Genomic DNA, 12,459 nt, shown 5'->3' on the forward strand with positions numbered 1-12,459 from the left:
TCTGTTGCTTTCAGATGATCAGCGATCAGAACAGGATCGGCTCGGAACCATCGGCCGGCGCATACCGGTTGATTTCCATGCCGCAGCTTACCTCTACGAATTTCGGAGCATGCCACTTCATAAGTCGTTCCTTTCACGCGGTTTACAGTGCAAGATTAGACTCAATTGCCCGTTGGGGCAATTTCGGATGGTCGTCTTTTAATGCCGTTAATGCCACGGCGTTCCCGGCTATCGCGATCACAATAAATTGCTCTGCGGAATTGCCGCATGGCCGCTTGCGAATGGTCCGCATACGCCATCTCAGGTTTTTCCACCAGCCCCGCCCACCAGCATGGCAAGCTGGCGCTCGTCGTGAATCCCTTGTCGGTACAATTCGATGATCATGGCCGCCACTCGCTCCGCTTCCTCACTGTCTTTCGAAAGCTTCAATTCGACCAGAAGAGCATCAAAAGTGCGCTGGCAGAGGTTCAAATCCAGCGAATCCAGCGGATAATCATGCTTGTTGAGATATCTTTGGATCATCGCGTTCCTCTCCTTTCCCGGTACAATGGACGCGCTTGACGATAAGATATTTGGTGCCGGACAAGCTGGCGCAAGAGCACTTCACTATTAGATATATAGAAAATACAATCGGTGCTAATTTTTTCCTGATTGCTTACCGGGATGCAGCAGGCAGTTCGCCGTTCAGTGCATCAGCAAACTTCCGCATCAGCCTGACAAGCTCATCGATATCATTGGCATCCCAGGATTCAAGGATCGCCCCGCCGATCCTGTCGCGCGCGCCGTCGACCGCATCCGTCATGATCTTTCCCTTCGGCGCAATAATCGCCTCGCGCACGCGGCGGTCCGCAGCAGAGGCCTGGCGCGCGACGAGGTCAAGGCTCTCCAGCTTTGCCACCTGCCGGCTGACGGTCGTGTAGTCGCGGCCGACGCGGTCCGCCAGATCGACGACACCGATCGGGCCGAAACGCTCGATCCCGACCAGCAATGGAAAAAGTGCCCGATCAAGTGGAATTCCGGCCTCCCTGATCAACACCTCATCGCCCTGGGGGCGGTTTATCACAGCGACGATATCCAGCACCGCGGCATGCAGTTTTCGGAATTGGGATTTAATATGTGTATTTTGCACATTATTTCTTGCTGTCACCAACGATCTCCTTTATGTGTGCATTATACACCTAATTTACTTAATCGAAAAGGAAATGCGCCATGAAAGCAGCAATCGTACGAGAAGCGGGTCAAACGCCCGTTTACGAAGACTTCGAGACACCCGTTCCATCCACGGGCGAGAGCCTTGTCTTCGTGAGCACCGCCGCCATCAGCCAAGTCGTGAAGAGCCGGGCATCGGGCGCGCATTACAGTTCCGCCAATCAATTCCCCTTCGTGGTCGGGATCGATGGAGTTGGCCGTCTTGAGGACGGCCGACGTGTTTACTTCGTTCTACCGCGTGCGCCCTATGGCAGCATGGCGGACGTGGCGCCCGTGCCATTCGACCGGTGTGTCGTCTTGCCCGATGAACTTGATGATGTGACAGCAGCGGCGATCGCCAATCCGGGAATGTCGTCGTGGGCGGCCTATCAGGAGCGCGCGAAACTCAAGCCAGGCGAGACCGTCCTGGTCAATGGCGCAACCGGGACCGCTGGCCGGCTCGCCGTCCAGATCGCAAAATATCTCGGCGCAGGCAAAGTCATTGCGACCGGTCGGAATACCGACAGTCTCACGGCCCTGGAGAGGCTCGGCGCGGATCTGACCATTCCCCTCACCCAGGATAGATCGACGTTGGAAGATGCGTTCAAGGAGCAATTCGCCGGTGGCGTGGATGTCGTTCTCGACTATCTCTGGGGCGAAAGCGCGGAAAGCCTCCTCACCTCGGCCGCAAAGGCCGGCAAGGATGGAGCACCAATCCGCTACGTTCAGATCGGCGCAATCAGCGGCTCGGATATCACCCTTCCAGGCGCCGTGCTGCGGTCATCCGCGATTACTCTGATGGGCAGCGGCATAGGAAGCATCCCTCTTGACCGCCTCATCAACGCAACCTCCGAGCTGCTTCACGCAACTGTGCCCGGAGGCTTCGAAATCGCGACGAAAACCGCCTCGCTCTCCGAGGTGGAAGATGCGTGGTCGCTCGATGACAGCAATCGGCGCACGGTCTTCAAGATCTAAGGCAATCATTGAACCGAGGCTGGCGAGGATTTCCATCAGCTCCGCCAGCCCCGCTCAGAACCTTACTGCAAAGCCTTTTCCATCACGCGCACCAACCGCTCGGCAAAGGCGCGAGGATCGGCAGGCTTGTCGCCATCCAAAACACGCGCTTGGTCAAGCAGCAGGAATGCCGCATCGTCGCGCAGGGAAGACTGGTCGCCCTTGGCCGCAATGGCCTTGACGAGCGGGTGGTCTCCATTGATTTCCAGGATCGGCTTTGAGCCGGATTGCAACTGGCCGGCGCCCTGCAGGATCTTTTCGAGCTGCCGGTCATAGCCTTGTTCGGATGCGACCAGGCAGACCGCGCTTTCGATCAGGCGATCCGATGCCCGCACATCGGAAACCTGATCCGAGAGCTTCTCCTTGGCGAAATCGATGAAGGCCTGAACCTCCGCCGGCGCTGACTCGTTGGCGGTCGCATCCTGCTCGACCTTGCGGAACTGCGCGAGATCGGCCGACCCTTGCGTGATCGACTTGAACGCCTTGCCTTCGAATTCCGGCGCGTTCGTGACCCAGAAGCTGTCGACGGAGTCCGAGAGCAGCAGCACCTCGATGCCACGAGCACGAAAACCTTCGAGCTGCGGCGATGCCTTCAATTGCTCCAGGCTGTTGCCGGCAAGATAGTAGATTGCCTGCTGGCCTTCCTTGATGTCCTTCACATAGTCGGCAAGAGAACGATAGCCCTCCCCGGAAGCCGTCGTCCGGAAGCGCGACAGCGCCACCAGTTGGCTGCGCCGCTCGTAATCCTCGTAGATGCCCTCCTTGATCAGGCTACCGAACGATTCCCAGAGCTTGAGGAACGCATCGTTGTCGCTTTCGGCGAGCTTCTCGATGGCGGTGATGATCCGGTTGGTAACACCCTTGCGGATCGCCGAGAGGATGGCACTTTCCTGGATCATTTCGCGCGAGACGTTCAGCGGCAGGTCGTTGGTGTCGACAAGACCGCGCACGAAGCGGAGATAGCGAGGCAGCAACTCGGCCTCGTCAGTGATGAAGACGCGCTTCACATAGAGCTTCATGCGGCCCTTGCGATCGGGATCAAAGAGGTCGAAGGGCTGGGAACCGGGAATGAAGGCAAGCGCGGAATATTCGTGGCGGCCCTCGGCGCGGAAATGCACCGTCAGCGCCGGCTCGTCATACTGACCAGAGATGCCGCGATAAAAGTCGGTATATTCCTCGCTGGTGATATCGTTCTTCGATTTGGTCCAGAGCGCGGTGCCGTCGGTCAGCTGCGTCGCTTCGGCGCCGGGCTTTTCGGCAATCGTGATCGGTACAGGCACATGACCCGATTGCGCCTTGACGATCCGCTCGACGGTCCAGCGTGATGCGTAGCTCTTGGCATCCTCCATCAGATGCAGGGTGATGCGCGTGCCCCGCGCCGGCGCCTCGCTGACATCAATCGGGCTGACGCTGTAGCCGCCCTTGCCATCGGAGGACCAGAGCCAGACATCATCCGCGCCCGCGCGGCGGGAAACGACGTCGACCCGATCGGCGACCATGAAACAGGAATAGAAACCAACGCCGAACTGCCCGATCAGCTGAGCGCCCTCGCCCTGCTTGTTTGCCTCGATGCGCTCCAGGAAGGCGCGCGTGCCTGAGCGGGCGATCGTTCCAAGCGCCTCGATCATCTCTTCGCGGCTCATACCGATGCCGTTGTCCTCGACGACAAGCCGGCCGCCCTCTTCATCCAACGTCAGCAGGATACGGCTGTCCGGGTCGCTCGCCAGCAGCGAAGGCGTGGCGATCGCCTCATATCGCAGCTTCTCGCAGGCGTCGGCCGCGTTCGAAATCAGCTCGCGTAAAAAAACATCCTTATCGGAATAAACCGAGTGAACCATCATATGCAGAAGACGGGCAACGTCGGCCTCGAAAACATGGCTTTCGGCGGGATTTTCTGCGGTGGTTGTCGTCATGTGCGTCTAGTCTCCTGGGAATATTAAAAGTCGCGCGGAAGAGGTGGCGGAAGAAGAGAGGAATTTCAAGTTGATGTCACTTAATTACACATAGGGCGATGTGCTTTTATTGCCTCTGGAAATAGCTGCACGGCTTTGACGTCGAGAACCGCACCCTGGGTTTCGCCACAAAGCGACGGGATTGAATATTTTTTAGGCACGCATGGCATCGCCTAATATTTTGGCGCATGGCTTGCCCGCTGTGTAGCGTTGCGCCATAAAGGCGGCATGAGCCGCCTGGATCTGACCATTCTTGTGATCGACGAAAATACCATCCGCGCTTCGATCATCGAAGAGGGGCTGCGGGAGGCTGGCCATGCGCGCGTGACGGTCATCCACGAGGTTCATGGCGTGGCGCGCACGATCGAGACGCTCAAGCCCGATGTGATCATCATCGATATCGAGAACCCGAACCGCGACATGATGGAGCATCTGTTCCAGCTGACGCGAACGGTCGGACGCCCGATTGCCATGTTCGTCGATCGCTCCGATACGGCCTCCATTGAGGCGGCAGTCGATGCCGGCGTTTCGGCCTATATCGTCGACGGACTGAAGAAGGAGCGGGTCAAGCCGATCCTCGACATGGCCGTCAGCCGGTTCAACGCCTTCAGCCGGCTGCAACGTGAGCTTGCCGATGCAAAATCGGCGCTGGAGGAGCGCAAGATCGTCGAGCGTGCCAAGGGCATTCTCATGAAGATGCGCGGCCTGTCGGAAGAGGAAGCCTTCGCGCTCCTTCGGCAGACGGCGATGAACGAAAAGAAGAAGATTTCCGATATCGCGCAAAGCGTCGTCACGGCCGCGGGCCTGTTGATGTGACGCCGATGCGCGATATGGGAAGTTTCCGGAGGAAACCGGAGGGATATGATGAACAGCAGCAGTTCCGGTAGCAATCTCGCATCACCGTCTCGCCTGACAGGCGAAGGACCCAAGGTTCTGCGCGCGGGGTTCATCCCGCTTGTCGACGCCTCGGTCCTGATCGCCGCGGCGGAATTCGGTTTTGCGCGGAAGGAAGGCATCACGCTCGACCTCGTCAAGGATGTCTCCTGGGCCAATGTCCGCGACCGCCTCGCCTTCCGCCAGTTCGATATCGCCCACATGCTGTCGCCGATGCCGGTCGCCTCGATGCTGGGGCTTGGCTCCAATCCCTCTCCGACCATCACGCCCTTCTCGCTCGGCAGTGGCGGCAATGCCATCACGCTGTCGACGCGGTTGTTCGATCGCATGCGCGAGGAAACAGGCTTATCGGATCTTGCCAGCGCCTTGGAAAATGCCCAGGCGCTGGCGGCCGTGGTCAAGCAGATGAAGGCGCGCGGCGAGCAACCGCCGACACTCGGCATGACCTATCCCTTCTCCTCTCACAACTACGAATTCCGTTACTGGCTGGCCGCCGGCGGCATTGATCCCGATCAGGATGTGAAGCTTGTCGTCGTGCCGCCGCCGCTGACATCCGACGCGCTGGCGGCCGGCGCCATCGACGGTTTCTGCGTCGGCGCGCCGTGGAACATGGTCGCATCGGAGCGAGGCGTCGGCCGCATCGTCGCCGCCAAGCAGGATATCTGGCCGTCGGCCCCGGAGAAGGTCATCGGCATGCGGCCGGACTGGGCCGAAAGCCATCCCGAAACCGTCTCCCGCCTGCTCGTGGCGCTGGACGCTACGGCGCGCTGGTGCGACCGGGCGGAAAATCACGATGCGCTCGCCGAAGCGCTCGCCGATCAACGCTATATCGCCGCCCCCGTCGGCATTATCCGCAATGTGCTTGCCGGCGAGTTCGGCCTGGACGCCAAGGGCAATCGCCGGGTGATCGACAAATACTTCAGCTTCCATGCCGGCTTCGCCAATTATCCGCGCCCCAGCCAGGCGCTGTGGATCCTCAGCCAGATGGTGCGCTGGGGCCAGAGCGCTCTGTCGGAGCACAATATCCGCATGGCTGCCTCAGCCTATCGGCCAGACCTTTACCGGCTGGCGCTCGGCAATGACGCCGCTCCCTTGGACGCTGATATCCGCGTCGAAGGGGATAGCGAGGGCGATCGCTTCATGGACGGGTTCGTCTTCGATCCCTCGGACATGGCCTCCTATGTCGCGGGATTTGCAGTCAAGGCAAAGACGCAGATAGCATCTTCGGGCGAAGAGATCTGACGCCCGACTGACGTTGCGCTGCACAAAATCGACGCAGGTTGTCGTGCTTCCTCAACTGCAGACGCTCAAAATATTTGCAGAACTCACCCTCGCCCTAAAAACAAGCAAGGGTGGCTATGCGGGAAATAATCTAATAATTTCATAAAGATAAGAAATCTCCAGCAAACTGGCACGCTGCTTGCTTGATAAATATCGCTTCGGTCAACGGCGATCGAAGTAAGCCGAGCGCGAGAAATGCGCTCGCAGTGACATTGACGTCGCAAGGTTTTTGCCCCGAGGGACTCTCCCAAGTCCCGGGCTGCATCAACCGAGCGGCGTTTTTTTATTCCCAAAAATCCGTCAGACACCAGCAGAGGGGCCTGCATATGAAGAAGATCCTGTCCGGCAGCGTTACGCGCCGTAGCCTATTGAAGACCTCCGGCACCGCAGCCCTTATCTGTGCGGTCAAGACTGCCTTCCCCTCCGGTGCCTTTGCGGCCACGAGCGGACCGGAAGTCGCCGGCGCCAAGCTCGGCTTCATCGCGCTCACCGATTCAGCACCGCTGGTCATCGCCAAGGAAAAGGGCCTGTTTGCGAAACATGGCCTGCCGGATGTCGACGTTGAAAAGCAGGCATCCTGGGGCGCGACGCGCGACAATCTCGTGCTCGGAGGTGCTGCTAACGGCATCGATGGCGCGCATATCCTCTCGCCGCTTCCCTATCTTATGCACACGGGCAAAGTCACCCAGAACAATCAGCCGGTGCCGATGGCGATCCTCGCCCGCCTCAACTACGACAGCCAGGCCATCTCGGTCGCCAAGGAATATGCCGAAACCGGCGTTCAACTGGATGCTTCCAAGCTGAAGGCCGCTTTCGACGCCAAGCGCGCGGCCGGCAAGGAAATCAAGGCCGCCATGACCTTTCCCGGCGGCACGCATGACCTCTGGATCCGCTATTGGCTCGCCGCCGGCGGCATTGATCCCGACAAGGACGTCTCAACCATCGTCGTTCCGCCGCCGCAGATGGTGGCGAACATGAAGGTTGGCAACATGGATGTCTTCTGTGTCGGCGAACCCTGGAACGAGCAGCTCGTCAACCAGGGCATCGGCTTTACAGCCTGTACCACCGGCGAAATCTGGAAGGGTCATCCGGAAAAGGCGCTCGGCATGCGCGCCGAATGGATCGAGAAGAATCCCAATGCCGCCAAGGCGCTGCTGATGGCTGTCATGGAAGCCCAGCAATGGTGCGACAGCATGGACAACAAGGACGAGATGGCAACCATCCTCGGCAAGCGGCAATGGTTCAACGTACCGCCCAAAGATATTCTCGGCCGCCTCAAGGGCGACATCAACTACGGCAATGGCCGCGACGTCAAGGGAACCGATCTTTACATGAAGTTCTGGAAGGGCGGCGTTTCCTACCCATTCCAGAGCCATGATGCCTGGTTCATCACCGAGAACATGCGCTGGGGCAAGTTCGCGCCGAACACCGAAGTCAAGACGCTGGTTGGCCAGGTGAACCGCCAGGACATCTGGCGTGACGCCGCCAAGGACCTCGGCGTCGCCGCCGCCGACATTCCGGCTTCAACCTCGCGCGGCAAGGAAACCTTCTTCGACGGCAAGGTCTTCGATCCGGAGAATCCCTCCGCTTACCTCGAAAGCCTCTCGATCAAGGTGGCGTCGTGATGTCCGCACTCGCTCGCAAACAAGCAACCAGTCCAGCGACAGCGACTGCGCCCAAAAGCCAGGTCGTTGCCCTCTCCGCCCGTCCCGTTCGCCGTATCGACATCAGGCAGATAGCGATGGCGATCCTGCGCGCCGTCGTGCCGCCGCTAGTCGTGCTCATCATTCTGCTCGGCGTTTGGCAGCTACTCTGTGAGCAGCCGGGCGCCAGCCTGCCGCCGCCGTCGCAGGTCTGGCAGGAGAGCTACGACCTCATCGCCCATCCCTTCTTTTATAACGGCTCTCAGGATATCGGCCTGGCCTGGCGCGTGCTCATTTCCCTGCAGCGCGTCGCCTACGGCTTCGGCCTTGCCGCGATCGCCGGCGTCTTGATCGGCGCGCTGATCGGACAGTCAATCTGGGCGATGCGTGGACTCGATCCGATCTTCCAGATCCTGCGCACGGTGCCGCCGCTCGCCTGGCTGCCGCTGTCGCTCGCTGCGTTTCAGAACTCCAGTCCCTCGGCGATCTTCGTGATTTTCATCACTTCGATCTGGCCGGTCATCATCAATACCGCCGTCGGCGTGCGCAACATCCCGCAGGATTACCGCAACGTCGCCAGGGTACTGCGGCTGAACCAGATCGAGTTCTTCTTCCGCATCATGGTGCCGGCCGCCGCTCCCTATATTTTCACGGGCCTGCGCATCGGCATCGGCCTGTCCTGGCTTGCCATCGTCGCGGCTGAAATGCTGACGGGTGGTGTCGGCATCGGCTTCTTCATCTGGGATGCATGGAACTCCTCGCGCCTGCCCGACATCATCGTCGCCCTCACCTATATCGGCATCACCGGTTTCATCCTCGACAAGCTGGTCGCCGCAATCGGCGCGTTTGTCACGCGCGGCGCCACGGCCAATTAAGGAAAGCATGATGACCAGCCCCTATCTCAAGCTCGATCACATCGACAAATATTTCGACCGCGGCGGCCAACGAACGGAAGTTCTGAAAGGCATCAACCTCGTCATCGGCAAGGGTGAATTCGTCTCGATCATCGGCCATTCCGGTTGTGGCAAGTCGACCCTGCTTAACCTGATCGCCGGTCTGACTCCGGTCTCATCCGGCGCGGTGCTCCTGGAAAACCGCGAGGTCAATGCACCTGGCCCCGAGCGCGCCGTCGTCTTCCAGAACCATAGCCTGCTGCCCTGGCTGACCGTCTATGAAAACGTCAATCTCGCCGTTTCAAAACTGTTTCGCGGCACCAAAACCAAGGCCGAGCGCCATGACTGGGTCATGCGCAATCTCGACCTCGTGCAGATGGCGCACGCCAAGGACAAGCGTCCATCGGAAATCTCCGGCGGCATGAAACAGCGCGTCGGCATTGCCCGGGCGCTCTCCATGCAGCCGAAGATCCTGCTGCTGGACGAGCCCTTCGGCGCACTCGACGCCTTGACGCGCGCCCACCTACAGGATGCGGTGATGGATATCCATGCCCGCCTCGGCAGCACCATGGTGATGATCACCCACGATGTCGACGAGGCCGTGCTGCTCTCCGATCGTATCGTCATGATGACCAACGGTCCGGCCGCCTATATCGGCGATGTGCTCGACGTGCCGATCCCCCGGCCACGCAACCGCATCGAGCTCGCCTCCGACCGAACCTACCTCAAATGCCGCGAAGCCGTGTTGAAGTTCCTCTATGAACGCCACCGCTTCGTCGAAGCTGCGGAGTAAGCCTATGACCCAGAAACTTGTCATCATCGGCAACGGCATGGCGCCCGGCCGCATGCTGGAACATCTCCTTGAAAAGGCGCCTGACCTCTATCAGGTCACGATCTTCAACGCCGAACCGCGCGTCAATTACGACCGCATCATGCTCTCGCCGGTCCTTTCGGGCGAAAAGGATTACGAGCAGATCATCATCCATGGCGATGGCTGGTACATCAAGAACAACATCACCCTCTACAAGGGCCACAAGATCGTCGCCATCGATCGAGCCGCCAAGACGGTGACCTCGGATCATGGCGTCACCGAGAGCTACGACAAGCTGGTGATCGCCACCGGCTCCGTGCCCTTCATCATTCCCGTTCCCGGAGCAAACCTGCCGGGCGTCTTGAGCTATCGCGATCTGGATGACGTCAATGCCATGCTGCTTGCCGCACAGTCCCGTGCCAAGGCGGTCGTCATTGGCGGCGGCCTGCTCGGTCTCGAAGCAGCGGCCGGCCTCAATTTGCGCGGCATGGATGTCACCGTATTGCACGTCAATTCGACGCTGATGGAACGCCAGCTCGACCCGGCCGCAGGCTACCTCCTGGAAAAGGCGATCGAGGAGCGCGGCATCAAGGTCATCACCAAAGCCAACACCCAGGCGATCGTTGGCAATGGCAAGGTCGAGGGCGTGGAACTGGCCGACGGCACCATCATTCCGGCAACGCTGGTGGTGATGGCAGTCGGCATTCGCCCGAGTGCCGGGCTTGCCAAGGATGCCGGGCTTGCCGTCAACAGGGGCATTGTCGTCGATGCCGGCATGAGCACGTCGGATGGCAATATCTACGCACTCGGCGAATGCGCCGAAGTCGGTGGCCAGGTCTACGGCCTGGTGGCGCCGCTCTACGAAATGGCGCGTGTTGCCGCCGCGCAGTTGGCCGGCGAAACATCGGCAGGCTTCGTGCATTCCGACACGCCGACAAAGCTCAAGGTCACCGGCATCGATCTGTTTTCGCTTGGAGACTTTGCCGATGGCGACGACCGCGAGGAAATCGTGCTGCGCGATGCTTCGGCTGGTGTCTACAAGCGGCTGGTGTTGAAAGACAACCGCATCATCGGCACGGTGCTCTACGGCGAAACCGCCGACGGCACATGGTTCAATGATCTGAAGAAGAAGGCCACCGATATTTCGGAGATGCGCGAGACGCTGATCTTCGGCCAGGCCTACCAGGGAGGGTCACCGCTGGACCCTATGGCGGCCGTTGCAGCCTTGCCGGATGATGCGGAAATCTGCGGCTGCAACGGCGTTTGTAAAGGCAAAATCACGTCAACAATCACCTCCAAGGGGCTGACGTCGCTGGACGATGTTCGCGCCCATACCAAGGCATCGGCCTCCTGCGGCTCCTGCACCGGCCTTGTCGAACAGTTGATGTCGATCACGCTTGGGGATTCCTATAATCCCAAGGCCGTGCAGCCGATGTGCACCTGCACCGAGCTCGGCCATGACGACGTAAGAAGACTTATAAAAGCCAAGGGGTTGAAGACCATTCCTGCAGTTATGCAGGAACTGGAGTGGAAGACCTCCTGCGGCTGCGCCAAATGCCGCCCGGCGCTGAACTATTATCTCGTCTGCGACTGGCCGGACGAATATGCTGACGACTACCAGTCGCGTTTCATCAATGAGCGCGTCCATGCCAATATCCAGAAGGACGGCACTTATTCGGTCGTACCGCGCATGTGGGGTGGCGTCACCAATTCCGGAGAGCTGCGCGCCATCGCCGATGTCGTCGACAAGTTCGAAATCCCGATGGTGAAAGTGACGGGCGGCCAGCGCATCGATCTGCTCGGTATCCACAAGGAAGATCTGCCCGCCGTCTGGGCCGATCTCGGCAAAGCCGGCTTTATCTCCGGGCAAGCCTATGCCAAGGGCCTGCGCACGGTGAAAACCTGCGTCGGTTCCGACTGGTGCCGCTTTGGCACGCAGGATTCGACCGGCCTCGGCATCCGCATCGAGAGGTTCATGTGGGGCTCGTGGACACCGGCGAAGCTCAAGCTGGCGGTCTCCGGCTGTCCGCGCAATTGCGCCGAGGCGACCTGCAAGGACATCGGTGTCATCTGCGTCGATAGCGGCTTCGAAATCCATTTTGCTGGCGCCGCCGGCCTCGACATCAAGGGCACGGAAGTTCTTGGCCTCGTCAAGACCGCAGACGAGGCGCTCGAGTATATCGTCGCGCTGACGCAGATGTATCGCGAACAGGGCCGCTATCTCGAACGCATCTACAAATGGGCCAAGCGCATCGGTCTCGACGAGATCCGCCGCCAGATCATGGGGGATAGCGAAAAGCGCGAGGCTTATTACGACCGTTTCGTCTTCAGCCAGAAGTTCGCACAGGTCGATCCCTGGTCGGAGCGCGTCTCCGGCAAGGACAAGCATGAATTCCGGCCGATGGCGACGGTCGGTTTTCCCCAGGCGGCCGAGTGAGGAGATGGACATGAATTGGGTAGAAATCGGCGACATCTCGGACATTCCGCTGCGCGGCGCACGTTGCGTGAAGACCCCGCAAGGCAAGATCGCCGTGTTCCGCACCGCCGAAAACCAGGTCTTCGCCATTGAGGACCACTGCCCGCACAAGGGCGGTCCGCTTTCGCAAGGCATCGTCCATGGCGCGGCGGTCACCTGCCCGCTGCACAACTGGGTGATCTCGCTCGAAACCGGCGAGGCGCTCGGGGCGGACAAGGGCGCGGTCAGGACCATTCCGGTGCGAAATGAGAATGGAGCCCTGTCGATTGCTCTTAATAGTTTGATGATGGCGGCGGAGTGACCGGAG

12 protein-coding genes are annotated in these 12,459 nt (G+C 59.9%); 8 read left to right on the forward strand and 4 right to left on the reverse strand.

The annotated features are described in order from the left end of the window. Nucleotides 1–25: 25 nt before the first annotated feature. From pqqA to EX00_RS13110, 3 genes are all read right to left on the reverse strand, one after another. Entirely contained in the window at nt 26–121 is a 96-nt protein-coding gene (pqqA, locus tag EX00_RS13100; protein ID WP_007692844.1) for a pyrroloquinoline quinone precursor peptide PqqA, read from the reverse strand. 179 nt (nt 122–300) lie between these two features. Next, nucleotides 301–522: a hypothetical protein gene (locus EX00_RS13105; protein WP_047458256.1), complete on the reverse strand. Its 222-nt coding sequence runs from the start codon at nt 520–522 to the stop codon at nt 301–303. 133 nt (nt 523–655) lie between these two features. Then, nucleotides 656–1,147, reverse strand: coding sequence for a MarR family winged helix-turn-helix transcriptional regulator (locus EX00_RS13110; protein ID WP_047458259.1), 492 nt, complete (start codon nt 1,145–1,147; stop codon nt 656–658). A 62-nt stretch (nt 1,148–1,209) separates the two neighbouring features. Here EX00_RS13110 and EX00_RS13115 point away from each other — a divergent pair, with 62 nt between their 5' ends. Beyond that, entirely contained in the window at nt 1,210–2,163 is a 954-nt protein-coding gene (locus EX00_RS13115; protein ID WP_047458261.1) for a quinone oxidoreductase family protein, read from the forward strand. A 62-nt stretch (nt 2,164–2,225) separates the two neighbouring features. Here the strand turns inward: EX00_RS13115 and htpG are convergent, their stop codons facing one another. Next, the gene (gene htpG / locus EX00_RS13120) at nt 2,226–4,115 is read right to left on the reverse strand and encodes a molecular chaperone HtpG (RefSeq protein ID WP_047458263.1); all 1,890 of its coding nucleotides are present in this window, start codon (nt 4,113–4,115) and stop codon (nt 2,226–2,228) included. Nucleotides 4,116–4,382: 267 nt separating this feature from the next. Here htpG and EX00_RS13125 point away from each other — a divergent pair, with 267 nt between their 5' ends. The 7 genes from EX00_RS13125 (at nt 4,383) to nirD (ending at nt 12,453) form a co-directional block, all read left to right on the forward strand. Beyond that, on the forward strand, nt 4,383–4,970 hold the full coding sequence (locus EX00_RS13125; RefSeq protein WP_047458266.1) for an ANTAR domain-containing response regulator: 588 nt from the start codon (nt 4,383–4,385) through the stop codon (nt 4,968–4,970). 48 nt (nt 4,971–5,018) lie between these two features. Continuing rightward, nucleotides 5,019–6,290: a CmpA/NrtA family ABC transporter substrate-binding protein gene (locus EX00_RS13130; protein ID WP_047460264.1), complete on the forward strand. Its 1,272-nt coding sequence runs from the start codon at nt 5,019–5,021 to the stop codon at nt 6,288–6,290. 365 nt (nt 6,291–6,655) lie between these two features. Next, nucleotides 6,656–7,954, forward strand: coding sequence for a CmpA/NrtA family ABC transporter substrate-binding protein (locus EX00_RS13135; RefSeq protein WP_047458269.1), 1,299 nt, complete (start codon nt 6,656–6,658; stop codon nt 7,952–7,954). Next, a complete protein-coding gene (gene ntrB / locus EX00_RS13140; RefSeq protein WP_047458274.1) occupies nt 7,954–8,847 on the forward strand; it encodes a nitrate ABC transporter permease in 894 nt (297 codons plus the stop codon). Before EX00_RS13135 ends, ntrB begins: the two co-directional genes overlap by 1 nt. Nucleotides 8,848–8,857: 10 nt before the next feature. Next, a complete protein-coding gene (locus tag EX00_RS13145; protein WP_047458277.1) occupies nt 8,858–9,658 on the forward strand; it encodes an ABC transporter ATP-binding protein in 801 nt (266 codons plus the stop codon). A 4-nt stretch (nt 9,659–9,662) separates the two neighbouring features. Continuing rightward, nucleotides 9,663–12,113 carry a nitrite reductase large subunit NirB gene (gene nirB / locus EX00_RS13150; RefSeq protein ID WP_047458280.1) on the forward strand — a complete coding sequence of 817 codons (2,451 nt, stop codon included), beginning with the start codon at nt 9,663–9,665 and terminating at the stop codon, nt 12,111–12,113. A gap of 4 nt (nt 12,114–12,117) precedes the next feature. Continuing rightward, nucleotides 12,118–12,453 carry a nitrite reductase small subunit NirD gene (gene nirD, locus EX00_RS13155; RefSeq protein WP_047458283.1) on the forward strand — a complete coding sequence of 112 codons (336 nt, stop codon included), beginning with the start codon at nt 12,118–12,120 and terminating at the stop codon, nt 12,451–12,453. The last annotated feature ends 6 nt before the right edge of the window (nt 12,454–12,459 follow it).

The organism is Martinezella rhizogenes (assembly GCF_000799715.1).
In the GTDB taxonomy this organism is placed as follows: domain Bacteria; phylum Pseudomonadota; class Alphaproteobacteria; order Rhizobiales; family Rhizobiaceae; genus Rhizobium; species Rhizobium rhizogenes_C.